This window comes from Bradyrhizobium sp. LA2.1 (assembly GCF_040547725.1).
In the GTDB taxonomy this organism is placed as follows: domain Bacteria; phylum Pseudomonadota; class Alphaproteobacteria; order Rhizobiales; family Xanthobacteraceae; genus Bradyrhizobium; species Bradyrhizobium barranii.
In genome coordinates this window covers 81323-105815 of sequence record NZ_JBEPQI010000029.1, presented here as the reverse complement: position 1 = coordinate 105815, position 24493 = coordinate 81323, and the positions used below count along the sequence as shown (strand labels likewise).

Annotated in this window: 17 protein-coding genes; 10 read left to right on the top strand and 7 right to left on the bottom strand. The window is 62.4% G+C overall.

Going from position 1 to position 24493, the window contains the following annotated elements:
• The first annotated feature begins 68 nt into the window (after window positions 1-68).
• Together ABIB95_RS39220 and ABIB95_RS39215 are read left to right on the top strand one after the other, a co-directional pair.
• On the top strand, window positions 69-1226 hold the full coding sequence (locus ABIB95_RS39220; RefSeq protein WP_354247934.1) for an acyltransferase family protein: 1158 nt from the start codon (window positions 69-71) through the stop codon (window positions 1224-1226).
• A 110-nt stretch (window positions 1227-1336) separates the two neighbouring features.
• Complete coding sequence (locus ABIB95_RS39215) at window positions 1337-2185, top strand: MBL fold metallo-hydrolase (RefSeq protein ID WP_354247931.1); 849 nt, start codon at window positions 1337-1339, stop codon at window positions 2183-2185.
• A gap of 26 nt (window positions 2186-2211) precedes the next feature.
• Here ABIB95_RS39215 and ABIB95_RS39210 read toward each other — a convergent pair whose 3' ends face one another.
• From ABIB95_RS39210 to ABIB95_RS39190, 5 genes are all read right to left on the bottom strand, one after another.
• Window positions 2212-3096: an aldose 1-epimerase family protein gene (locus ABIB95_RS39210; RefSeq protein ID WP_354247928.1), complete on the bottom strand. Its 885-nt coding sequence runs from the start codon at window positions 3094-3096 to the stop codon at window positions 2212-2214.
• Window positions 3097-3220: 124 nt separating this feature from the next.
• Window positions 3221-4534, bottom strand: a complete 1314-nt coding sequence (locus tag ABIB95_RS39205; RefSeq protein WP_354247925.1) for a UDP-glucose dehydrogenase family protein — start codon at window positions 4532-4534, stop codon at window positions 3221-3223.
• A 176-nt stretch (window positions 4535-4710) separates the two neighbouring features.
• The gene (gene fcl, locus ABIB95_RS39200) at window positions 4711-5652 is read right to left on the bottom strand and encodes a GDP-L-fucose synthase (RefSeq protein ID WP_502917921.1); all 942 of its coding nucleotides are present in this window, start codon (window positions 5650-5652) and stop codon (window positions 4711-4713) included.
• On the bottom strand, window positions 5633-6703 hold the full coding sequence (gene gmd, locus ABIB95_RS39195; protein WP_354247919.1) for a GDP-mannose 4,6-dehydratase: 1071 nt from the start codon (window positions 6701-6703) through the stop codon (window positions 5633-5635). Before gmd ends, fcl begins: the two co-directional genes overlap by 20 nt.
• 176 nt (window positions 6704-6879) lie before the next feature.
• The gene (locus ABIB95_RS39190) at window positions 6880-7899 is read right to left on the bottom strand and encodes an NAD-dependent epimerase (RefSeq protein WP_354247916.1); all 1020 of its coding nucleotides are present in this window, start codon (window positions 7897-7899) and stop codon (window positions 6880-6882) included.
• A 269-nt stretch (window positions 7900-8168) separates the two neighbouring features.
• Between ABIB95_RS39190 and ABIB95_RS39185 the strand changes: the two genes are divergently transcribed.
• A complete protein-coding gene (locus ABIB95_RS39185; RefSeq protein ID WP_354247913.1) occupies window positions 8169-9284 on the top strand; it encodes a glycosyltransferase family 4 protein in 1116 nt (371 codons plus the stop codon).
• 98 nt (window positions 9285-9382) lie between these two features.
• Window positions 9383-10543: a glycosyltransferase gene (locus ABIB95_RS39180; RefSeq protein WP_081369340.1), complete on the top strand. Its 1161-nt coding sequence runs from the start codon at window positions 9383-9385 to the stop codon at window positions 10541-10543.
• Between the two features lie 11 nt (window positions 10544-10554).
• On the opposite strand, the gene ABIB95_RS39175 is transcribed toward ABIB95_RS39180, so the two are convergent.
• Entirely contained in the window at window positions 10555-10698 is a 144-nt protein-coding gene (locus ABIB95_RS39175; RefSeq protein WP_166350075.1) for a hypothetical protein, read from the bottom strand.
• 342 nt (window positions 10699-11040) lie between these two features.
• Here ABIB95_RS39175 and ABIB95_RS39170 point away from each other — a divergent pair, with 342 nt between their 5' ends.
• The 5 genes from ABIB95_RS39170 (at window position 11041) to ABIB95_RS39150 (ending at window position 17879) form a co-directional block, all read left to right on the top strand.
• Window positions 11041-12465 carry a polysaccharide biosynthesis/export family protein gene (locus tag ABIB95_RS39170; protein WP_354247908.1) on the top strand — a complete coding sequence of 475 codons (1425 nt, stop codon included), beginning with the start codon at window positions 11041-11043 and terminating at the stop codon, window positions 12463-12465.
• Between the two features lie 160 nt (window positions 12466-12625).
• Window positions 12626-13918 (top strand): glycoside hydrolase 5 family protein, encoded by a 1293-nt coding sequence (locus ABIB95_RS39165; protein WP_354248006.1) that lies wholly within the window; start codon window positions 12626-12628, stop codon window positions 13916-13918.
• Window positions 13801-15147, top strand: a complete 1347-nt coding sequence (locus ABIB95_RS39160) for a glycosyltransferase family 4 protein (protein ID WP_354247905.1) — start codon at window positions 13801-13803, stop codon at window positions 15145-15147. The genes ABIB95_RS39165 and ABIB95_RS39160 overlap by 118 nt, the downstream gene beginning before the upstream one ends.
• Before the next feature lie 57 nt (window positions 15148-15204).
• Window positions 15205-16416, top strand: coding sequence for a glycosyltransferase family 4 protein (locus ABIB95_RS39155; protein ID WP_166350071.1), 1212 nt, complete (start codon window positions 15205-15207; stop codon window positions 16414-16416).
• A 71-nt stretch (window positions 16417-16487) separates the two neighbouring features.
• Entirely contained in the window at window positions 16488-17879 is a 1392-nt protein-coding gene (locus ABIB95_RS39150) for a hypothetical protein (RefSeq protein ID WP_354247902.1), read from the top strand.
• 2 nt (window positions 17880-17881) lie between these two features.
• On the opposite strand, the gene ABIB95_RS39145 is transcribed toward ABIB95_RS39150, so the two are convergent.
• Window positions 17882-19105 carry a glycosyltransferase family 4 protein gene (locus tag ABIB95_RS39145; RefSeq protein WP_354121075.1) on the bottom strand — a complete coding sequence of 408 codons (1224 nt, stop codon included), beginning with the start codon at window positions 19103-19105 and terminating at the stop codon, window positions 17882-17884.
• A 967-nt stretch (window positions 19106-20072) separates the two neighbouring features.
• On the opposite strand from ABIB95_RS39145, the gene ABIB95_RS39140 reads away from it, so the two are divergent.
• Entirely contained in the window at window positions 20073-24434 is a 4362-nt protein-coding gene (locus ABIB95_RS39140) for an RHS repeat protein (RefSeq protein ID WP_354247898.1), read from the top strand.
• The last annotated feature ends 59 nt before the right edge of the window (window positions 24435-24493 follow it).

Genomic DNA, 24493 nt, shown 5'->3' with positions numbered 1-24493 from the left:
GGCTTCGAAACAGCCGGCCGCGCCTCTATGGTCTCCGCTTGCAGATGCGAAACCACGGAGCAGGCGTGATGCAGGGGCAGGCCCGGTTGGCCGCCGAACGAACCGAGCAAGGTGCAACGCCTTTCGGCCGTTCTCACACGCTCGACGTCCTGCGCGGCCTCGCGATCGTCGGCGTGATGGCGATCCACGTCTCACAATCCTTTCCTTCAAAGATCCACGCCCTCGACTTCGCCTTCATGTGCGGCTGGACCGGCGTCAACGTGTTCTACTTCGTCAGCGCCATGACGATGTGCCTGATGTGGACGCAGCGCACCGAAACCGACCCGACGCGCAAATTCTACATCCGGCGTTTCCTGCGCATCGCGCCGCTGTTCTGGCTCGCGATCCCGCTCTACCTGCTCGTCAATGGCACGGGTCCGAGCTACAACGCGCCCAACGGCATCGGGCCGCTCCAGGTGATCCTGACCGCGACGTTCCTGCACGGCTTCTGGCCGGACAGCGTCAACAGCGTCGTGCCGGGCGACTGGTCGATTGCGGCGGAAATGACGTTCTATCTCGTCTTCCCCTTCGTGATCACGGCCTTCGGATCTCGCCGCCACCTCTATCTTGCGCTCGCGATCGCGCTGCATCTCGTCAATGTCTGCCTGTTCAAGCCTTGGGCGTTCGCATTGTTCTCGGCCTATTACGGGCCCGGCCACGAGGCCTTCGTCTGGAATGCGCTGCACATCAGCTTCCTGAACCAGTTGCCGGTCTTCCTCACCGGTTGCGCGCTGTTCTTCTCGCTGCGCGACGGCTTTGCGAAGTCGGACGCCGCGATCTTCGCCGCCTTCATCGCGCTGTCCTTCATCGCCGATCGCGCCACCGGCTCGCATGAATTCAACTATTTGATGATCAACCTCGTGCTCGGCGCGCTGGTTGCAGGTTGCATCCGCCTCGCGATCCGCTGCCGGCCGATCGAGGCGCTCGGCCGCAACTCCTATTCGATGTACCTGTCGCACTTCGCGGTGATCTCCGGCCTGCGCCAGATCTGGCCGCTTACGGACGGACTGCTCTCGCTGCTGATCGCCTATGCCGTCACCGCCGCGCTCAGCTATCTCGTCGCACGCGCGACCTGGCATCTGGTCGAGCGGCGGGCGCAGGATTTTGCGCATCGCCTGACGTCCGCGGGATCGGGCCGCTCGACGATCCGGCCAACCATTGCTGCCACTGTGGCCGGTCTGCACTGACGCGCGACTTGTCTAGCTGACGCCTTCGAATCTAAAGTACGCTACGAAAGATCTTCAGACACGCCGGGACGGCGTGATCAGGTCGACCGGCTTCACGCTGGAGTAGCGCCATGGAAGTCACACTGCTCGGCACCGGCGGCCCACGCCCGGACCCGCGCCGCATGGCGACGACCACGCTGATCAGGTTCGGCGAGGAGAATATCCTGTTCGACGCGGGCCGCGGCGTCATGGTGCAGCTCCACAAAGCCGGCGTGCCGCTCGGCGCCATCAACACGGTCTTTCTCACCCATCACCACTTCGACCACATCGGCGACCTCTATGACGTGATGCTGAATTCGTGGATGCATGGGCGCAAGGACGATCTGCGCATCTACGGTCCGCCCGATACCGAACGGCTCGTCAACACGCTGATCACACAGGTCTACGACAAGGACATCGCCTGGCGGGATCAGGGCGAGCCGACCTTTGGGGGATGGAAGCCGGTCGTCGCGACGGACATCATTCCCGGCCCCGTCCTCGACACCGGTCGCTGGAAGATCAGCGCCGAGCTCGTCTCACATGGCGACGGTCTCGACATGTCGCCGGCGTTTCTCGCGCGCTGGATGTGCCTCGGCTTCCGCTTCGAAGCCGAGGGCAAGGTCATAGCGATCTCCGGCGACACGGTGCCCTGCCCCGGTCTCGAGCGGCTGGCTGAAGGAGCCGACCTACTGGTGCAGTGCTGCTTTCTCGCGACGCCTGAAATCACCAACGACCACTTCCGCCGGCTCGCGAAATACACGCTCGCCTGCGGCGACACGGTCGGCAAGATCGCAGCCAAGGCCGGCGTCAAGAAGCTTGCGCTGACCCATCACCGTCCGCGCACCGACGATGCCATGCTGGATGCGTTGCTCGCGGACGTCAGGAAGGACTATTCGGGTCCCGTCGTGCTCGGCGAGGATCTCACGCGGATCGAGGTCTGAGGGCCACAGGCACGCGAAGGCCTGCCTCAGGACGACCCGACCTCGATCCGGTACGACAGTTCTTCGTTCGCGCCGGCCGCGATGTGCATCAGCGCCGGCTTGTCGCTGAACTCGCCATCGAAACCGACGGGACTGGCATAGCCGCGCCAGGGCTCGATGCAGAGGAACGGCGCGCCTGTCGGTTTCGACCAGACGCCGAGCTCGCGAAAGCCGCGCCATGACATTTTGAGCCAGGGCCCGCCCCCCTGCCCGGCCGCATAGCGGACCGCATGGCTGTTGACGGGGTCGAGGATGACGGCGTCATTGGTGAACAGGGATTCCGACAAAGGAAGCACGGTGCCTCTGACGGGGCTCGGATCCGTTGCCGCGAGCAGGAGTCCGCCCTCGACACGGCGAACCGGAGACGGCTCCTCGTTCGTGAACGTCAGCGCGTAGCTCTCCTTCGACATTCCAGGCTGAAGCGGCCAGTTGAAGGCGGGATGGCCACCGAGCGACACCGGCAATGTCTCCTTGCCAGTGTTCACGACCGTGAGCGAGAGATCGAGACCAGCGTCGTCGATCGCATAGGTGGCCGTCAGGCGAAATGCGAACGGATAGAGCGCGCGCGTTGTCTCGCTGTCTTCGAGCGCCAGCGTGCAACGGTTCTCGCCGCGCTCTACCCACGCGAACCGGCTGTCGCGCGCAAAACCGTGCTGGGTCATCCGGTAGGTCTTGCCCCGGTGCCGCATTTCGTCATTGGCGAGACGCCCGACGATCGGAAACAGCAGCGGCGCGTGGCGTGGCCAGGCCGGCCCCGCCTGCCAGACAAATTCGACACCGCTGCCGTCCTTCAACGAGCACAGCTCGGCGCCGTGTGCCTTGATGGTCGCGGTGAGCCCGCCACTTCGGATCGTGTGCGTGTCGTCGGTCATGACAATCTCCATCGCGGCAACGAGGCCAAACGCGGCGACCTGATGCGACCGGATCATATCGCATCAGAAACGATTTCGCCCGCCCCAGGATGAGGCGGGCGAACCCGAACTTCAAACGACCAGCTTAGACCTGGGACGATCGCCCGATGCTCTCGTAGGTGAAGCCGGCGGCTTGCATCTCTTCGGGCGGGTAGATGTTGCGGAGATCGACGACGACGGGCTGGGTCATGGCCGCCTTCAGCCGGTGGAGATCGAGCGCGCGGAACTGCACCCATTCGGTGACGATGACGAGCGCATCGGCGCCTTGCGCGCAGGAATAGGCGTCCTCGCAATAGGTGATGTTCGGCAGCTCGCCCTTGGCCTGCTCCATGCCGACGGGATCGAAAGCCTTGACCGTCGCGCCCATGTCGATCAGGCCGGTGACGAGCGGGATCGACGGCGCATCGCGCATATCGTCGGTGTCGGGCTTGAAGGTGAGGCCGAGCACGGCGATGGTCTTGCCGCGCAAGCTACCGCCGAGCGCCTGGCTGACCTTGCGCGCCATCGCGCGCTTGCGGTTCTCGTTGACGGCCAGCACGGCTTCGACGATGCGCAAGCTCACGTCATAGTCCTGCGCGATCTTGATCAGCGCCTTGGTGTCCTTCGGGAAGCAGGAGCCGCCGAAGCCGGGACCCGCGTGCAGGAACTTGGTGCCGATGCGGTTGTCGAGGCCGATGCCGCGCGCGACTTCCTGCACGTTGGCGCCGACCTTTTCCGAGAGGTCCGCGATCTCGTTGATGAAGGTGATCTTGGTCGCGAGGAACGCGTTCGCGGCGTATTTGATCATCTCGGCGGTGCGGCGCGCCGTGAACATCAGCGGAGCCTGGTTCAGCGACAGCGGGCGATAGACGTCGCCCATCACCTTGCGGCCGCGCTCGTCGGAGGTGCCGACGACGACGCGGTCGGGATACTTGAAGTCGCGGATCGCCGCGCCCTCGCGCAGGAATTCGGGGTTGGAGGCGACGACGACGTCGGCCGCGGGGTTGGTCTCGCGGATGATGCGCTCGACCTCGTCGCCGGTGCCGACCGGGACGGTCGACTTGGTCACGACAACGGTGAAGCCCGACAGCGACTGCGCGATCTCGCGCGCGGCGGCGTAGACATAGGACAGATCGGCGTGACCGTCGCCGCGGCGCGACGGCGTGCCGACCGCGATGAAGACGGCATCGGCATCCGCGACCGGCTTCGACAAATCGGTGGTGAAGTCGAGCCGCTTGGCCTTCACATTGGTCGCGACCAGTTCGTCGAGGCCGGGCTCGTAGATCGGAATCTCGCCGCGATGAAGCGCCGCGATCTTCTTCTCGTCCTTGTCGACGCAGGTGACGTCGTGACCGAAATCCGCAAAGCAGGCTCCGGACACCAGTCCCACATAGCCCGTTCCGATCATCGCGATTCGCATGAAAAACTCTTTCCGTTGAAGACGGATGTTCCACTGAACACCCTAGACTATTTCTGTATCCGGCCGCACGCCCAACATTAGGGCAGGTTGCTTCGCGAACCGAATAAACCTTAACCGCCGCGCGTGACAGGCGTTGCGGTCATCTCCTGAAATACGCGACATGCATTGGTTGCATTCTACGTATGCGACAGATACGCCTCGTATGCGCGTCTTACGCCGTCCTCGAGCGAGGTCGTGGCGCGCCAGCCGAGCTTGGCGAGCCGGCTGACGTCGAGCAGCTTGCGCGGTGTGCCGTCGGGACGCGAGGTGTCGAAACTGATCTCGCCGCCGTAGCCGACGATGTCGGCCACGACGCGCGCGAACTCGGCGATGGTGATGTCCTCGCCGGTGCCGATGTTGACCAGCTCCGCGCTCGAATAGGTCTTCATCAGGTGCACGCAGGCATCCGCCATGTCGTCGACATAGAGGAACTCGCGCCGCGGCGTGCCGGTGCCCCACACGATGACGCTCTTTGCGCCTGCGACTTTTGCCTCATGGAAGCGCCGGATCAGCGCGGCGACGACGTGGCTCAGCTCGGGGTGATAATTATCGCCGGGGCCGTACAGATTGGTCGGCATCACGCTGATGAAGTCGCTGCCATACTGGCTGCGATAGGCCTCCGCCATCTTGATGCCGGCGATCTTGGCAATCGCATAGGGCTCGTTGGTAGGCTCCAGCGGACCGGTGAGCACGGAATCCTCGCGCAGCGGCTGCGGCGCCAGCTTCGGATAGATGCAGGACGAGCCCAGAAACATCAGCTTCTCGGCGCCGTTGAGATGCGCGGCCTGGATCACGTTCGCGGCAATCGCGATGTTGTCATAGATGAACTCGGCGCGCAGCGTGTTGTTGGCGACGATGCCGCCGACCTTGGCCGCGGCGAGGAAGATCACTTGCGGCCGCGTCCTGGCGAACCAGTTGAACACGGCGGCCTGGTTGCAGAGATCGACCTCGCGCCGGTCGACCGTGACGAGGTTGACGTCCTCCCGCGCCAGCCGGCGCACCAGTGCGGCTCCGACCATGCCGCGATGGCCGGCGACGTAGACGCTTTTGCCCCTCAGCTCAAACGGTGCGTTTGCCACTGGCCGCATCCCGTTTTGCCTCCGCCAGATCGCTCGTCATCATCTCCTCGACGAGCTGGGCAAAGCTGCGCTTCGGCGTCCAGCCGAGCACCTCGCGCGCCTTGCTGGCGTCGCCGACGAGGAGATCGACCTCGGTCGGACGGAAATAGCTCGGATCGATCTTCACCACGGTCTTGCCGCTCGTCTCATCGACGCCGGTCTCCTCGACACCCTTGCCGCGCCAGGCGATGCGGCGGCCGACATGGGCAAAGGACAGCTCGACCATCTCGCGCACCGAGCGCATCTCGCCGGTGGCGAGCACGAAGTCGTCGGGCTTGTCGGCCTGCAGGATCCTGTGCATGCCCTCGACATAGTCGCGGGCATGGCCCCAGTCGCGCTTGGCTTCGAGATTGCCGAGATAGAGCGTCTGTTCCAGCCCGACCTCGATACGCGCGACGCCGCGGGTGATCTTGCGGGTCACAAAGGTCTCGCCGCGGATCGGGCTCTCATGGTTGAACAGGATGCCGTTGCTGGCGAACATGCCGTAGGCTTCGCGGTAGTTCACCGTGATCCAGTAGCCGTAGAGTTTTGCAACGCCATAGGGCGAGCGCGGATAGAACGGCGTCGTCTCCTTCTGCGGGATCTCCTGCACCAGGCCGTAGAGCTCGGAGGTCGAGGCCTGGTAGAACCGCGTCTCCTTCTCCATGCCGAGGATGCGGATCGCTTCCAGGAGGCGCAGCACGCCGATGGCGTCGGCATTCGCGGTGTATTCCGGGCTCTCGAAGCTGACGGCGACGTGGCTTTGAGCTGCGAGATTGTAGATCTCGGTCGGCCGGATCTGCTGCACCAGGCGGATCAAATTGGTCGAATCCGTCATGTCGCCATAGTGCATCAGGAACGGCACGTTGCCGACATGCGGGTCCTGGTAGAGGTGATCGACGCGCGCCGTGTTGAACGAGGACGAGCGCCGCTTGATGCCGTGCACGACATAGCCGAGCGACAGCAAATATTCGGCGAGATAGGCGCCGTCCTGACCGGTCACGCCGGTGATGAGAGCGATCCGCTCAGCCATGGGCCCGCGCCTGGTTCGGGGTCAAAGAGGTTCAGAGGGACGGGATAACCACCGTTCGCGCCCGCTGACAAGGCCGCCGGCGGTCAAAAGCGCAAGAACCAGCGCAAGAACCAGCTTAAGAACCGGCTTAAGAGCCGGCATTCCCGGGCGACACGCAGGTGCCGCGGCCCGCGGGATCAGACGCCGTGGTACTTCCGGTACCATTCGACGAAGCGGCCGAGGCCATCCGCGATCGTCGTGGACGGCGAGAAGCCGACGTCGCGCTGGAGCGCGGAAATGTCGGCGCGCGTCTCCAGGACGTCGCCGGCCTGCATCGGCAACAGCTGGCGGATCGCCGGCTTGCCGATGATCTTCTCGAGCGTCTCGACAAACTCCATCAGGTTGACCGACCTGTTGTTGCCGATGTTGTAGACGCGATACGGCGCATAGCTCGACGAATTTTCCGGCCGCTCGGCATTCCACGCGGGATTCGGCGCCGCGGGCCGATCGAGGGTGCGGATCACCCCTTCTACGATGTCGTCGACATAGGTGAAGTCGCGCCACATGTCGCCTTTATTGAAAATCCTGATCGGCTCATTCGCGAAGATCGCGCGCGTGAACAGATAGGCGGCCATGTCGGGCCGGCCCCACGGGCCGTAGACGGTGAAGAAGCGAAGCCCGGTCACCGGCAGCTTGTGAACATGCGCAAAGGTATGCGCCATCAGCTCGTTGGCTTTCTTGCTTGCGGCGTAAAGGCTGACCGGATGGTTCACCGAATGCTCGGTCGAATAAGGCAAGGTGCGGTTGGCGCCATACACCGAACTCGACGAGGCGTAGACGAGATGCGCCAGACCATGGCGCCGGCCGGCTTCGAGCACGGTGACAAAGCCGTCACAATTGGCCCGGATGCTGGTGATGGGATCGTCGATCGACGCGCGCACGCCGGGCTGCGCCGCCAGATGCACGACGCGATCGGGCGAGACCTCGTCGAAGACGCGCGTCACTGCGGCGAAGTCTGCGAGATCGATCTTGTGGAATTTGAACCCTGGATGGTGTTCGAGCGTTGCGAGACGCGCACGCTTCAGTGCGGGATCGTAATACGGAGTGATTGCATCGATGCCGACGACCTGCTCGCCACGTGCCAACAGCCGTTCACAAACATGCATTCCGATAAAGCCGGCAGCGCCGGTAACGATCACTGGCCGCAAAGTTGTCATCTCGTTCATTCCGCGGAGCATTGCCAGACCAGGACATGAGAGGCAAGGTTTGGACAGTCACGACAATCATCAAATCAGTCCGCCCATGTAAGCGCATCGAAATGTGTAGGAAACATGATGGCGTCATGCACCATCGCATGCTATCCGCCTGCAAGGATGCTCGGACGATAGCGCCACATGTGCTAGACGTCATAGGACGTATATTCGGCGCCTGATGCTCAGTCTTCGGGCATTGTTCGCGCAAGAACCCGCAAAGAAAAAGATCGACTTTGAAACTCTCCATCAACGGCAGGTTCCTGTCACAATCGCTCACGGGCGTGCAGCGCTACGCCGCCGAGATCGTCAAGGCGATGGACCGCTTGCTCGCGAGCGGAGAGGCTCCGCAGCAACTGCTGGATGCAGATTGGCAAATCCTTGCGCCGCCGAATGCGCAGACGCTTCCAGGTCTTCGCCGCATCGCCATCAAGCAGATCGGATCATTGCAGGGGCACGCGTGGGACCAGATCGATCTGGCGCGCGCCGCGGCCGGCACCCGTCTCGTCAGTCTCGCCAATTCCGGCCCTGTACTCCACCGCGACCATCTCGTCGTGATTCACGACGCGCAGGTTTTCCGGCGGCCGGACTTCTTCAGCTGGCGCTACCTCGCCCTGCACCGGACGCTCGGCCATCTGCTGGCGCGCACGGCAACGATCGCAACAGTTTCGGCGTTTTCACGCAACGAACTTGCCGAGGTGCTGTCGCTGGATCCGGCTTCGATCCCCGTCATTGCGAATAGCGCGGAACATTTTGCGACCGTCGCGCCCGACTTCTCGATCATCGACAAGCTGCGTCTTGCGCCCCATCAATTCTTCCTCTTCGTCGGCTCGATGACGAAGAACAAGAATGTCGATACGGCCATTCGCGCCGCCGAGCAGCTTGGCCGCGCCGATTTTCCGCTGGTCGTGGTCGGTGGCGATAACAACAAGGTGTTCGGGGGCGCGGCCGCGGAATCGAGGGCCGGCGTCGTCATCGCCGGGCGCCTGAAGGACGAGGAGATTGCCGCGCTGTTCTCCCGGGCCGCCGCATTCGTGTTTCCGAGCCTTTATGAGGGATTCGGCGTGCCTCCCCTGGAGGCGATGTTCTTCGCCTGTCCGGTGATCGCGAGTTCCGCCGATGCCGTGCGCGAGACCTGCAACGATGCCGCCGTCTATTTCGATCCGCTCAACGCGGATCAGCTGTCGGCACGAATGCGCGAAAGAATTGAACTCGGCAGGATCTCGCCGGTGGAACAGGAGAAGCAGCGGCAGCGCCTTATGACATATTCCTGGGCCAAGTCCGCCGCAGCGATGCTCGAATTCCTCGCCAAGCCGGCATCCCGATCCACATCCGACCGTGCGAAACAATGACGCGGCCCGATTATTGCTGCTTAGCGAGGTTAGACGTGCGTCTGCAAGATCCGGCGTCTCCAGTATCTGGCGCCTTCAAGACAAGGAAGGAATGACCGTTGTCCAGCGGCCTGAAGATTCTGCATGTCGCCGAAACGGTCCGTGGCGGCATCGCGACCTACCTCAACGAGCTGCATCCGCACCAGAGCGCGAGCTTCGGCCCCGGCAACGTCAACTATGTCGTTCCCTCCGACCATCGCAGCGACCTGGTGAACATCGAGGACGACGCGGTCACCACGTTTCCGCGCGACGGACGCAACGCGGTCGGCCTGTTTCGCATGCTGTTTGCAACCATGCGCGCGGTCCGGCAGCTTCGTCCTGACGTCATCCACCTGCACTCGTCGTTCGCCGGGCTCGTGGTGCGCCCGGTGCTCTGGCTCACCTATCGGCGCTCGCGCATCGTCTATTGCCCGCACGGCTGGGCCTTCGGCCGCGAAACCGGCCGCCTCAGCCGCGAGGTGACGAAGTTCACCGAGCTCGTGCTGTCGAAATTCACCCATCGCATCGTCTGCATCTCGGAAAGCGAGCAGGCCGACGCCAAGCAGGTCGGAATCGCGGCGAATCGCCTGGTTCTTGTGCACAACGGGATTTCCAAGCAGCGTCCTGCGCTCGACAAGGGCGCAGCGCAATGGCGGTCAGAGAAGATCAAGGTCCTCTTCATCGGGCGCCTCGACCGTCAGAAGGGCTACGATCTCCTGATCGAGGCGGCGCGCGCACTCGGAGACAAGCTCGACGTGCGCCTGATCGGCGCCTCGGTCGTCAGCAAATTCCGCAGAAGCGATCTGCCCGCCAACGTCTCTTTTCTGGGCTGGATGAACCGCAACCAGATCGAGGCCGAGCTCGACCAGGCCGACATGGTCGCGATTCCCTCGCGCTGGGAGGCGTTTGGCCTGGTCGCCATCGAGGCGATGCGGGCGGCCAAGCCGATCATTGCCTTCCGCATCGGCGCCCTGCCGGAAATCGTCGAAGACAATGCGACGGGCGTGCTGTGCGACGAGGTCTCGGCCGAAAAGCTGGTTGAAGGTTTTCAACGCGCAACCAGGCTCGACCTGGCTGCGGTCGGCCGTGCCGGATATGAGCGTTTCACCCGCCTCTACGACATCGAACAGACCCACCGCACGCTCAGTCAGGTGTATGCCGACGTCGTGCATGTGCGGATGAGCGAATCCGGGCAGCAGGCGAAGTTGCAGTCCGATTTCCCGAACAATCTGCGATCGTAGCGACCGGCTGATCAGGCCAGCCGGCGGGCATCGCCCTGCGCGAACTCGCCGTCATTCACGCGGTTATCGGAGAACGACCAAGCAATAGCCGATGCGACGATCATCGCGCAGGTGAGAAAGCCGGCCGCGAACAGCAGTGATCCGGTGTGCAACATCGTCTTCGCCTTCCTTTTGTTTGGCCGACCACTAGCCGGATCAGGATTAGGAAGACCTTACGGACGCCAGCGTGACGCCAGCTTCCAAATCTAAGCGTTAACGGAGGTGGAATCCCGTCGCAGAAACATTGGTCCGATGACCCGGCGAGAACGTCCGCTCGGGCGCCATGCCCGCCGCAGGACGACGAAAACACAACGCAGGATCACTCAGGACGGGATCCAACACTTGAAGCTTATGGCGATGTCATCTCGCGACAATGCCGTCGCATCTGCATATTCGTCGCCGCGCGCTGCTCATTGGTTCGATCGCGGTCTCAATCGTGACATCGATCTGACACGTGTATGTATGGTTTGCGAACTGCTTATTTAAGAGGATGTTCCGCACAAATTTTGGACAGAGATTTCGGCGTGTATCCACGTTCACAAGTGGCAATAAGGTCACAGCCACAAGTGCTTTACCATAAAGTCGAAGACGTAGCAGTGACTCCGCAGCACGGGATTTGTACGGTGATTCCGATTTTAGATGAGTGCGAGGGAATAGTGGTGGCTAAGACCGAACGTTTTGATTTTGATTTCGGTATTAGCCGAATCCTGGCCGTTGCTGCGATCAGCTTCTCCTTGACGGGTTGCGGTAGCTTCATTCCGTTAGACTCTCCTGATGCCGTCGCAACGCAAACAAATGCGGCGCTGATCACCGAGCCGAGCGCGCCGCTGGCCTATGCCCTGATGCCGGTCAATCCGGCGATCCTGCAGGCGACCAACGCGTTCACGGACTCCGCCGGAATGGTGTTCTCCCGCCTCCCCGGCGGCAACTACCGCGACGTCACCATCGGCATCGGCGACATCGTCACCGTGACCGTATATGAAGCGCAGGCAGGCGGCCTGTTCATTCCGCGCGAAGCAGGCGTGCGACCGGGCAACTTCGTCGACATTCCGCGCCAGCAGGTCGACCAGTCCGGCAACATCAACATCCCCTACGCTGGATCGATCAAGGTCGCAGGGCTGACGCCGCGCGCCGTGTCGAACATCATCCGCGAGCGTCTCAAGGACCGCGCCATCGACCCGCAGGCCGTCGTGAGCGTGGCGGAACAGCGCGGCAACCAGATCAGCGTGCTCGGCGAAGTCAACTCACCGCTCCGCTTCCCGGTCGATCCGGGCGGGATTCGCCTGATGGGCGCGATCGCGCGTGCCGGCGGCCCGAAATATCCGTCCTACGAGAGCACGATCACGATCAAGCGCGAGGGCCGCACCTACAGCGAGACGATGTCCTCGGTCGTGCACAACCCCAACGAGGACGCGCTGCTCGCTCCAGGCGACGTCGTCTTCTTGACCCGCATTCCGCGCGTCTACATGGTGTTCGGTTCGACGCCGTCTCCGGGATCGATCGGTGGCACCAACAACCGTCGTTTCACGTTCGAGAACGACAACATGTCGCTGGCTGAAGCCATCGCGAAGGCAGGCGGTCTCGACGGCGCCCGTGCGGACTCCAAGTCCATCTACGTCTACCGTTTCGAGCCCAAGCCGCTGCTGGAGAGGATCGGCATCGCCGTATCCCAGTTCCCGACCAAGTCGGTCCCTGCCGTCTACAAGTTCGACATGAGCAAGCCGGACGGCTGGTTCCAGGCGGATACGTTCAGGATGCGCGATCACGACGTGATCTCGGTGGCGGAATCGCCGTCGATCGAATTCATCAAGCTCATGGCCCCGCTGAACGCGGCAACCGCCAACGCGGACAACATCAGCTCGGTGGTCGTGAACTCCAAATAGCCCAACTCAGCGCGCTCAATGACGAGCGCGCAGACAAGGCGGCCCCACCCCATTGGGGCCACAGAAGAGTATTAGCCTTGTCGGGTTGACGCGAGCAGGAGTGGACACGAGCGTGACCGAGCAAAACAGGAAACGCGCCCTGCGTCGTTTCCGGATGTTGATGTGCGGGCTCTGCGTCGCGGCCGGCCTCTCATATCCTGCAGACGCACAGAATGCGCAGCCGCTCGATCAGCGCTTCCTGCTGGGCGTCGGCACGCACCAGGGCCTCGGCGGCGTCACCAGCGCCCGCGGCTATGTGCCCGCGACCGCCGTCAAGCAGATGAAGGAGCTGGGGGTCACCTCGTTCCGCGACGACTTCCCCTGGTCGGATTTCGAGCTGCCCGGCAAGCGGCTCGGCTTCAATGCCCTGAACGGCCGCCTCGAGACCCAGATCAGGTCCGGCGTCGGAATCCCGCTGCTCATTCTCGGGACCGGCCATCATCTCGTCCCGAATTCCGATCCGCCGACGACCGACGAAGCGCGCCAAAGATTCGTCACCTATGCCGCGGCAGCCGCGCAAGCGGTCGCATCACGGCAGCCGATCTTCGAATTGTGGAACGAGTACAATCTCAGAGCGCGCGCGGAGCCGCTGTTCACCGTCGAAAATTATGTGACGCTCGCCCGATCGGTGCAGCCCGCGGTCAAGCAGGCGGCGCCGTCCGCGCCCTTCGTGGTCGGAGCGCTGGGCGACGATCCCGGCTGGAAATGGACCGACGCCCTGCTGAAGACCGACCTGCTTCGTATCGCGGACGGCATGTCCATTCACATCTACAACCATTGCTTACCACCGGCCGGGCGGACCGCAGCCGAGGCGATCGAACGGCTGCAAAATCTTCATCAACGCGTCGCACAGGCGACCGGCAATCCCGACTATCCGATCTATCTGACCGAAACGGGCTGGCCGACACCAAGCGCGAAATGCGGCGTGACCGAGCAGCTTGCCGCCGACAACATGGCGCAGATCATCCTCTGGGCCTCGACCGCCGGTCCCTGGCTCAAGGGGATATGGCTCTACGAGCTGAAGGACAGTGGGACGAAGCCTGGTGAACTGGAGGACAATTTCGGCATTTATCATTTCGACAATTCGCCGAAGCCTGCCGTGTGTTCCATTCGCGAAAGCTGGGCCTTCATCCGCTCCAGCCTGAAGGCAACGCGAACCACGCCGGCGCCCGGCGTCGTGCAGATTCGCAGTGACAGTGGATCGGAAACGAAACTCGCGCTTTGGTCGGAGACTGCGTCGAAGCGCTTCGAAGTTCGATTAAAAAATGCGGAACCTAATGCCGAGATCAGCTATGTATGTCAGCAAGCGCCGGGCCCTGCCGCCGGCGCCTGGACGGCGTTATCGACAACGCCGTTGCTTGTCAGCGTCAAGGGCACGGCCGTGCCGGATCTCGAGATCCGGCCATCGAACTGACGCTGCGGCGGGCTGCTAATCCGAGGCTATCCTTGAAAATACTGATCGTTAACACGCTCTATCCGCCCGAGATCATCGGGGGCGCCGAAGTGTCTGTGTCGCTGCTCGCGGAGGCGTTCGTCCAGCGCGGCCATCAGGTGTCGGTGGTCTGCCTTCAGAACAAGCAGGAACGCACGATCGACGAACTCAAGGGCGTGCGCGTGTACCGTGTGCCGATGGACAACGACTACTGGCCTTTCGGCAACGACAGGAAGCCCTCCTCGGTCCAGCGCCTGAAGTGGCATCTCAAGGACACATGGAATCGCAAATCCGCGGCGCGGTTCGCCGAAATTCTCGACATCGAGAAGCCCGACGTCGTCCACACCAACAACCTCACGGGCTTCTCAGTCTCGCTGTGGTCGGAAGCCAGGCGGCGCAGCATCAGGATCGTGCACACCCTGCGCGACTATTCCCTGCTGTGCAAACGCTCGACGCTGTTTCGGGGCGATGCGACATGCGCGCAGCGCTGCACCGTCTGCGCCGCCATGACGTCGCCTTATCTGCTGGCCTCGCGTATGGTCGATGCGGTGGTCTCGAACAGCCAATTCGTGCTCGACCAGCACACCAGGCTGAAATATTTCCCCGGCACCGATGGCCGCGTCATCTTCAACATCGCCGATCCAAGCTCCGTGGTGCCGTCACCAGCTTCGAGCTCGGATGATCTGATATTCGGGTTCATCGGGCGGCTCGAGGCTGAAAAAGGTATTGAGGTAGTCCTCAAGGCGGCCGAGCAGCTTCCCGATGAAGGCTGGCAACTGAAAATTGCCGGAAAAGGGCTTGAGGATTACGTGCGGGGGCTAAAAAGCCGCAGCGGAAGGAAGGTCGAATGGCTTGGCTTTACCAAGGCAGCTGAATTCTATGCCAGCATCGACGTCTGCCTAGTGAGTTCGGTCTGGCCGGAGCCGCTGCCGCGCACGTTGATCGAAAGCATCAACGCCGGCCGGGCGACGATTTGCTCGACGGCCGGCGGGATTCCCGAGATCGCGGGGTTTTCCAATATGGTTGGGTCCTACGAGCCCAGCGATCATAAGCGACTGGGAGAATTGATGCTGAAGGCCGTCAACGAAAGGTCACACTGGAAAGTCTCCCGGCCTCCGCAGCCAGGATTTGCCGAGAGGTTTTCGGCGGATTCAGTGACAGGACAATATTTGGACGTCTATTTGAACAACAATCGAACCAACCGGCATTGAGCCGAAACGGAGATTTCAGCAAAGCCATTTGGCAGGATAGCTGGACAGACCTTTTCGATGAAGATCCTTATCACGTCATCCCTCTATCCAACGCCATTGGCACCGAAGGTGGTCGGGGGCGCGGAAACGTTCGTCCGCCGCCTCGCCGAGACCCTGGTCGGGCAGAACGACGGCGTGGAAGTGATACGTGCCGCGTCCGCATCGAACCAGCAGATGGAGACCTGCAACGGCATCGACGTGTATTCGGCGCCCGTACACAACATCTATTTCCCTTTCGCCAAGCAGCACAGTTCGCCGGTGCGCGGCATCTGGCACGCGATCGAGGACTGGCAGACAATGTCGGAGCTCGTTGCGGCGCGCATCAAGGCCTTCAAGCCTGACATCCTGCACTCGAACAATCTCTCCGGCCTGACGACCGCGGTGTGGCGGACCGCCGCCGAGCTCGGCATTCCGGTCCTGCACACGCTTCACGACTATTATCTCACCTGCCCGCGCTGCTCGCGCTTCTCGGACGGACATGCCTGCGAATCGAGCTGCATGAGCTGTCAGATCCTGACCCTTCGCCGTCGCGGGGCGACGCGACATCTGGATGCCGTCGTCGGCGTCAGCCAGCGCATTCTCGACATCCATACCCAGCTCGGCCTGTTCACGCAGACACCGCTGAAGATCGTCATTCGAAACGCCTCGACCGCCGACGTCGGCAACGCAGACACCGCGATGGTCGACGGCACCGTCACGTTCGGCTTCATCGGACGCCTGACCGAAGAGAAGGGCATCTACAATCTCGTGCGCGCCATCGCGACGATTCCGCCTGACCGGTTTCGGCTCGTCATCGCAGGCCACACAACCGAGAGCCAGCAGAAGCAGCTCAAGGCGCTCGCTCCGAATGCGCGGATCGAATTTCTCGGCTTCGTACAGCCGAAGCAGTTTTACGAACAGGTGAACGTGGTGGTCGTCCCCTCGGTCTGGGAAGATCCCTGCCCGCTCGTCGTCGCCGACGCGCAGGCCGCCTGCAAACCCCTGCTCGGCACGCCGTTCGGCGGCATTCAGGAGGCGATCAAGCCTGGCGTGACCGGCTGGCTGACGTCGCCCGATCCCGCCTCGATCGCCAAGAGCATTTCGGCGATCATCGAAGCGCCGCAGCAGATCGTGGAGATGAGCGAGCGATTGAAGTCCGGCATCGACAAATGGGTTTTTGACGACGTCGTCGCCGGCTATCGCAACGTCTACGACGAGCTCACGCGCGGCCGCGGCACGCCTCGCACATAGCCGAAGCTGACGCAGATGCCGCCAATGGCCCTCAACCATCCCGCCATGTTCTTTCTCACGCATTGCCAGACATGATCAGCCTGCTCGCATTCGGCAGCTATATCTACCAGAGTGCGTCCGCGATCATTCTGATCTTCGCCGTCAGCCATATCCTCTCGCCGGCCCAGTACACCTCGTTCTCGCTGGCGCTGGCGACGAGCCAGTTGTTCTGCGTCTTCGTGTTCGAATGGCTGCAACTGGCCGGCGTTCGTTTCCTCGCCGCAGCTTCCGGAGAAGAAGCCGCGCGCCTGCGGTTCTCGCTGTTCAGCGCCGGGCTGCTCAGCGCGCTGGTGCTGCTGCTCGTCGGCGGCGTGGCGGGACTGCTGGGCACGCTCGAGACGAGCGTCGTCGCCCTCGCGCTGGCGATGGCCGTGCTGCAAGGCGCCACCGACCTCTATTTCATGATCGTCCGCGTGTCCGACCGGCTGGGGACCGCGTCCGTCCTCCTGATCCTGCGTGCCAGCGTGCTTCTGGCCGGCGCCATCGCGGGCGCGCTGCTCCACGGCACGGCTGCAGCGACGCTGTGCGGCATGGCCGCGAGCTACGGCGCGGTGCTTCTCCTGAGCCTGGTCGTGCATCGCACCTCGCTACGGCGCGCGTCGCGACGCGCCATGCTGACCGACTGGGGCAATTTCTGCCGCTATGGCATCATGGCTGCGGCCGCCTCCGTCATTCATCTCTCCGTACCCGTCACCTTGCGCCTGATCGTGATCGCCACGCTCGGCCGCGCGTCGACCGGAGCGGCCGGCTTCTCGATGGCGATCGACCTCCTGCAACGCCCGTTCTCGGTCCTGGTGGCCGCCATTCACACCGTCTGCTATCCTAATGTCGTGGTCCAGTTCGAGCGCGGCGTCGACGGCGAAGCGCGCAGGGCCACCGCCCGCATGCTCGAATTCATCCTCTGCGCGACGATCGTGATGTTGGGCGGGCTGATCGGCCTCCTGCCCGACGCGGCGCATCTGTTCGTGCCCGCCGATCTGCTGGTCGATTTCCTCAACGCGGCGCCGGTCGCGGCGATCTTCTACTTCCTCCACACCCACGTTCAGGCCACGCTCGCGATCGTGCCGCATCTGACCAAATCGGCGACGAGACTGGTCGTCGTCGCGGCGTGCCAGCTGCTGCTGGTGTCGGCGGCATCCTCGATCGGCGCGTTGCTGCACATATCGGTGGCGGGACAGATCGCGAGCGCGGCCTTGGCCACCGCGCTCATCATCCTCTTCGCCAGCGGTCCGCTGATCCGGTTCAGGGCGGCGCCAAGGGCGCTGCTGATCCTGGAAGCTACCGTTGCGGCCGCCGCGATCGCGATGCTAGCGGCGGCTCCGTCGGACTCCCTGACCTGGCTCGCGGGAAAGATCGTCTTTGCCGGCCTCGCCGTCGTTCTGGTGACGTGGCGAGGCGATCTGCTGGCCTCGGCACGCAGTTAGGATCAGGCCTTCACCGCGTGAGCCAGCGCGTTGCCGCTGGTATCGCCGGTCAAACCGTAGATCCTGAGAGTCTCGTCGACCATCGGCCCGACACCGAAATATTGTTGGGCGCGCGCAAGAGCATTGCGCGACAGCGCGGCGCGCATCGCGGGGTCGGCCACCTTCTCGAGCGCACCGACGAGCGCGTCGACGTCCTCGAACGGGACGATGAAGCCGGTCTGGCCCTGGATGATCTGATCAGTCGCGCCGCCCGCCGGAGTCCGGACCGGAACGAGGCCCGTCGCCATGGCTTCGGCAACGCCGAGCGGGAATCCCTCGAACCGGCTCGGCAGCGCGAACACGTCGGCGGCCCAGAGGATTTCGCGGACGTCGCCCATGAACCCGAGGAACTTGAAGGTGTCCTTGTCCTTCTCGCCAGCATAAGCGAACGACTTGATTTCCTTCTCGCGCTCGGCTCCGCCGCTGCCGACAAAGTAGCATTTGATGTCGATCGGCGGAGAACTGGCGCCGTCGCGGATCTTGCGCGCCGCCTTGATGAGGAGGTCGTGGCCCTTCACCCAGGCGAGACGGGCCGCCAACAGGCACATGAACTCACCGTCGCCAACGCCGAATTTCGCGCGCGCGTCGCGGCGCTCGGCATCCGAGGGCGGGCGGAAATGAACCGTGTCGACGCCGCCATAGACCTTGGCGATCCGGTTCTTGCCGAACAGCACGTAGCGGCGCAGATGCCGGAGCGATTCCTCCGACATCAGGATGAGGGTGTGGGGAAAGAAGAGGTTGAAGAACAGGACCTGGACCGGGCTGAAGGTCGATTGCGGCGCATTCTGCACCTTCTCGATGTTCCCGAGCACCGAGGGATGATAGGTCGCAACGCAGCGCGCGCCGGTGAGCAGCGCGAGCAGCCGGCCCCACATCAGCATGCCCAGCCCGTGGACGTTGATCACGGTGATGTTGTTCTTCCGGATCAGCTTCAACAACCGCATGAAGATCGACAGCGAAGGCAACTTCCGAAGTCCCGGAATGACGTGCCATTCCTTGACGGCCGCCGCCAGCTTCTGACGCTTGTATTCGGACTTCTCGTCCGAGCGCACGGCACCGGAGACCAGGTGGATCTGCACGCCCCGGCCATGCAATCCCGTGGCCAGGGTCTCGCAATAGGATGCAATCCCGTCATTGCAATTCACGACCTCAACCAGAAACATGACATTCGGGGCGGGATCTTGCATGGGAATGGCCTTACTCCGTTCAATCGACGACATTTCGGTCAGTGCTTAGCGGCAAATTCCATGCCGTGCCAGCGGTTTGCCCGCAACAGCGTTGCGCGCCTAACATATTGACGTTGCGGATCTGCGACACTCCGCCCCGGCACTGCAGACGACGTCCGAAGTCCGCTTCTCGGGTTCGCGCCTTCCGCCGGAAGTCGGCGTTCCCTTCAAATTCCGCAAGCAACGCCCGGTTGAAACGTCCCCCGGCCCCTTGCCCGCCGGGTCCGCGACCGATTGTCCCGCCGTCAACGCACCGATCGCCGCACCTCGTGCACACAGATCGGACCTCTCGTCCGGTCGGTGTCGTTCGTTCGACTGACCCTGCACATCAACGAGGCGTTTCTTCATCGGCCAAAGACAGACTCGATATCCTTCTGCATTGACGTCGACACGAATGTCGCAGCGACCAGGAGAGAAAACAAAACTCCGGTAGCGAGTTCCATAGATTTACGTTCTCGCTTCCCGACTGCACGCGGGAAAATTCGGAAGCGCGCTGCAAGCCTTCAACGCCCGAACAACTGTCACATTCGAAATTCGATCGATATTTTTTTGCGGTCGTGACTCGCAGGCAACTCGATCCGCCCACGCCACAGGCTTAACGGCGCTTAACACAATAGATTCGAAGCAAGGCTGCTCGCGCGACAAGCAAATGCGTTTCGATTAGGCACCGGCACAACATCGATCGAACATCGTCGTTGCATCGCCATTCGAACGTCACGCTGCAAGCACATTGCCGTGGTCTTCATCGATCAATCTCAGTCCACGCAGATTCGTGCGCTGTGGGCGTCGCGCAGGAAGCGTCGGTGAGAAAATCTCCGGGTGCTTCCATTTTTACCGATCTCACCAACTCGAAAAACAGAGATTGGCCGATACGACAGACGCAGGCGGCACCGAACTCTCGCGTTTCAGAAAAGGCTCCGAAATACCGATGACTACCGCATCACCAGATCAGACGATCCTGTCGGCGAGCACCTTTGTCAGTTCCATCGGCGTCAATGTTCACGTTGGATATTCCTGGGGCGCCTACGACAACCTCGCCCTCGTCGAGGACAATCTTAGATATCTCGGGGTGACGAAACTGCGGGGCGGACTCGCCACGAGCCCGGAAGCGCAACCGATCGTCGAGGGACTTGCGAAGGACGGTTACAAATTCGACCTCGTGGTTCCGTCGGGCGTTCCGGCCGGCGGCGCGGCTGCGCTCCAGTCTTATCTGGAATCCGTCAAGGAGTTCGCGGCCAGCCATCCCGGCAGCGTCATCGCGCTGGAAGGCCTCAACGAGGTCAACATCCAGGGCTTCAGCTATAATGGGAGTTCGAGCGTCTCGGCCGCAGCGCAGTTCCAGGCTGTCTATTACAGCGCCATCAAGGCGGACGCCGCGCTCAAGGACATCCCCGTCTACAATTTGTCGATCGGCTACAATGACTCGGCCGACTACGCCAATCTCGGAAACATGTCGGGGTCGACTGACTACGCCAACTCTCACGCCTATGTCAGCACCGGCCTAACGCCCGAAACCGCCCTCGAGCAATTGCTCGGTAACGCCACGTCGGTCACCGGCGGCAAACCGGTCGTGATCACCGAGACCGGATATACGACCAAGAGCGATACCCCGTATGTCGGCGCCAGCGAGAACGTACAGGCGAAATCGATCCTGAACACGCTGGTCGATGCCTACAAGGACGGCGTCAGCACCACCTATCTCTATCAACTGCTCGACGCCTCGGCGAGCAACGACCCTACGGATCCCGAATCGCACTGGGGCCTGTTCAACGCCGACGGAACCCCGAAGCTCGCGGCGACTGCGGTCCACAATCTGACGACGATCCTGGCCGACGACGGCAAGGGCGGCCACGCGCCGACTGCCTCGCTGAACTATACGCTCGACAACATGCCGGCGAGCGGGAACAGCATGGTTCTCGGCAAGAGCAACGGCGCCTATGAGCTCGTGGTCTGGGCGGAACCCAAGGTCTGGAACGACGCCACCGACACCGAGATCGCGAATCCGACGATATCGGTTACCGTCAACCTGGGCAGCGTCCACCACCTGATCAACGTCTATGACCCGCTAAAGGGCAGCTCGCCGATCGCGACCTACACCGATGTCAGCCAGATCGTGGTTCCGATCACGGACCACCCGCTCATCATCGAGATCGACGCTCCCGCAGGAGGCGGCACTGCACCGCCCGCCGTGACCGACGTCAGCGGAACCGCCGCCGACATCGTATCGCAGATGTCCGACCTGAACGCCTCGGGTTCGCTTAAGACCATCACGCTCACCGACACCCACGTGCTTCCGGTCGCTTCCAATGCCACCATGGAGTACATGATCTCGCATTACGGGAAGGCGCTCGCAGCCATCCAGGGCGGCTACCAGTTCTCCGTCACCAACTCGACCGACACCTGGAGCGTGACCAGGGTCTACGACTCCTCCGCAAAGCTTCTGTCGACCAGCACGTCCAACTTCACCGACGGCGTCATCACCAGCAAGGTGACGCTCAATACCGACGGCTCGTCGGAGAACATCGCCTATACCGGCGGCAAGATGGTGCGTGACGTCACCGTCTCGGCGATCGGCGACAAGGACACCAAGACCTACGATACGAGCGGCAATCTCACCGCGGATCTCGTCCAGAACAAGGACGGCTCGTCCTCGAACACGCTCTATTCGAACGGCGTCAAGACCAAGGTCTACGTCACCAATGCCGACCGCACCCACGACAACTACTATTACAACATCACCGGCCAGTCCTATACCAGCGAGCACGACCAGCTCGACGCGGGCGGGAGGCTTCTATCAGTCGTCCGGATGCATGCCGACGGCTCGATGGCCTACAGCCAGGTCTACAACAGCGACGGCAGCAAGGTCACGACCCAGTACGACGCCACGGGCCACAAGACCTCTGTCGTCACCGTGACATCGACGGCGACCAGCACCGATTTCTACACCACAGCCGGCGTTCTCAAGCAGACCGTCGTGCAGACGACCTCCGGCAACGTGACCACCACGAACTACAATGGTTCGCTGCTGGTGTCCGTCTACGTCGTCAACGCCGACGGCTCGAAGGACTCCAAGCTGTACGACGCCAAGGGCGTCATCGCGAGCGACGTGGTCCAGAACGCGGACGGCTCGTCGTCGACCACGCTCTATACGGCAGGCGTCAAGACCAAGGCCTACGTCACCAACGCGGACGGCAGCCGCGATAACTATTATTTCAACATCACCGGCCGGTCCTATACCGGCGAGCACGATCACCTCGACGCGAGCGGCAAGCTGCTGTCGGTCAGCCGCACCCATGCGGACGGCACCATGGCCTACAGCCAGGTGTTCAACAGCGACGGCAGCAAGGTCACGACCCAGTACGACTCGACCGGCCACAAGACCTCGGCCGTCACCATAACGTCGACGGCCACCACGACCAATTTCTATACCACCGCGGGCACGCTCAAGCAGCAGGTCGTGCAGACGACCTCCGGCAACGTGACCACGACCAACTACAACGGCTCGCTGCTGGCGTCGGTCTACGTGGTCAACGCCGACGGGTCGAAGGAGTCGAAGCTGTACGATTCCAACGGCATCATCGCGAGCGACCTGATCCAGAACAAGGACGGCTCGTCCTCGAACACGCTCTACACGGCTGGCGTCAAGACCAAGGTCTATGGCACCAATGCCGACGGCAGCCACGACAACTACTATTACAACATCACCGGCCAGTCCTATACCAACGAGCACGACCACATCGATCCGAGCGGAAAGCTGCTTCTGGTCAGCCGTACCCATGCCGACGGCTCGATGGCCTATAGCCAGGTGGTCAACAGCGACGGCAGCAAGGTCACGACCCAGTACGATTCCACAGGCCACAAGATCTCGGTCATCACCGTCACGTCGTCGGGCACGACGACCGACATCTACGATGCATCGACCGGCGCATTGAAGCAGGAGATCTCCAAGACGAACTCCGGCGACACCACGACGACGAACTACAACGGCGCCAAGCTGGCGTCGGTCTACGTGGTCAACGCCGACGGGTCAAAGGACACCAAGCTGTACGATTCCAGCGGGATCATCGCCAGCGACCTGGTCCAGAACAAGGACGGTTCGTCCTCGAACACGGTCTACTCCGCCGGCGTCAAGACGAAGCTCTATGTCACCCATGCCGACGGCAGCCATGACAACACCTTCTACAACATCACGGGCCAGAGCTATACGACCGAGATCCAACACCTCACCGCCGCCGGCACGCTTACGGCCCTGACCCGCCTTCATGCCGATGATTCGCTTGCCTACAAGCAGGTGATCAACAGCGACGGCAGCAAGGTCACCGACCTCTACGACAGCACCGGTCACAAGACGAGCGAGATCCTGAACGCCACCGATGGATCGACCACGACGGACACGTACAACTCGTCGGGAGCTCTGGTCCAGGACGTTCAAAAGACGGCGGGCGGCGACGTGACGACGACGAACTACGCGAACGGATTGAACTCGTCGATCTACGTCGTCAACGCCGACGGCACCAAGGAAACGAAGCTGTTCGACGGCAGCGGCAGCCTCACCAGCGACTACGTGCTGAACAAGGACGGCTCCAACTCGACCACGGTGTTCACGTCGGGCGTCAAGACCGCGGTCTACGCCAATAACGCCGACGGCTCGCACGACAACACGATCTACAACATCACCGGCAAGAGCTACGTCACGGAGCAGCAGCACATCGACGCCGCGGGCAAGATGACCTCGATCACCCGGTCGCACGCGGACGGTACGCTCGATTACACGCAGGTCGTCAAGTCGGACGGCAGCAAGGTCTCCGACGTCTACGACAGCACCGGGGTCAAGACGACCGAAACCATCAACAACGCCGACGGAACGTCTGACGTGTTCAAGTTCAAGGTCTCCGGCCTGCCGGGCGCCGTCGAGCACGACAGCTACAATACCAGCGGCTCGCTGCTCTCGATCGACGTCCTCAACACCGATGGGACCCACGCCGTCACGGCGGTGACTGCGGGACTGACACTGGCGGGCGGCAGCGGCAACGACGTCTTCTCCGCGGCGCCGGGCACGACCACCGTCATGTTCGACGGCGGCAACGACCAGATCAAGAGCTTCCACGCCGGAACCGCGTCGAACCACGACACGATCGAAATCCTGAAATCACTGGTGGCCGACTACAGCCACCTGCAGATCTCGCAATCAGGTTCCGACACGCTGATCCAGCTCACCTCGGCCGATTCCATCCTGTTGAAGAATGTGAATTCGACCACCCTGGATCACGGCAACTTCCTGTTCGTCTGATGCCGAGCCAGCTGGCAGGTGCCCCTGCCAGCTGAAATAGGAAGACGGGTGAAGCAACG

Bases quoted from the DNA above. Each gene is read 5' to 3' on its own strand.
- ABIB95_RS39190 (WP_354247916.1), bottom strand. From the start codon at position 7,899: ATGACAACTTTGCGGCCAGTGATCGTTACCGGCGCTGCCGGCTTTATC.
- ABIB95_RS39145 (WP_354121075.1), bottom strand. From the start codon at position 19,105: ATGCAAGATCCCGCCCCGAATGTCATGTTTCTGGTTGAGGTCGTGAAT.
- ABIB95_RS39155 (WP_166350071.1), top strand. From the start codon at position 15,205: ATGAAGATCCTTATCACGTCATCCCTCTATCCAACGCCATTGGCACCG.
- ABIB95_RS39210 (WP_354247928.1), bottom strand. From the start codon at position 3,096: ATGACCGACGACACGCACACGATCCGAAGTGGCGGGCTCACCGCGACC.
- ABIB95_RS39170 (WP_354247908.1), top strand. From the start codon at position 11,041: ATGTATGGTTTGCGAACTGCTTATTTAAGAGGATGTTCCGCACAAATT.
- ABIB95_RS39140 (WP_354247898.1), top strand. From the start codon at position 20,073: ATGACTACCGCATCACCAGATCAGACGATCCTGTCGGCGAGCACCTTT.
- ABIB95_RS39175 (WP_166350075.1), bottom strand. From the start codon at position 10,698: ATGTTGCACACCGGATCACTGCTGTTCGCGGCCGGCTTTCTCACCTGC.
- ABIB95_RS39165 (WP_354248006.1), top strand. From the start codon at position 12,626: ATGTGCGGGCTCTGCGTCGCGGCCGGCCTCTCATATCCTGCAGACGCA.
- gmd (WP_354247919.1), bottom strand. From the start codon at position 6,703: ATGGCTGAGCGGATCGCTCTCATCACCGGCGTGACCGGTCAGGACGGC.
- ABIB95_RS39215 (WP_354247931.1), top strand. From the start codon at position 1,337: ATGGAAGTCACACTGCTCGGCACCGGCGGCCCACGCCCGGACCCGCGC.
- ABIB95_RS39160 (WP_354247905.1), top strand. From the start codon at position 13,801: ATGTCAGCAAGCGCCGGGCCCTGCCGCCGGCGCCTGGACGGCGTTATC.
- ABIB95_RS39220 (WP_354247934.1), top strand. From the start codon at position 69: ATGCAGGGGCAGGCCCGGTTGGCCGCCGAACGAACCGAGCAAGGTGCA.
- ABIB95_RS39150 (WP_354247902.1), top strand. From the start codon at position 16,488: ATGATCAGCCTGCTCGCATTCGGCAGCTATATCTACCAGAGTGCGTCC.
- ABIB95_RS39205 (WP_354247925.1), bottom strand. From the start codon at position 4,534: ATGCGAATCGCGATGATCGGAACGGGCTATGTGGGACTGGTGTCCGGA.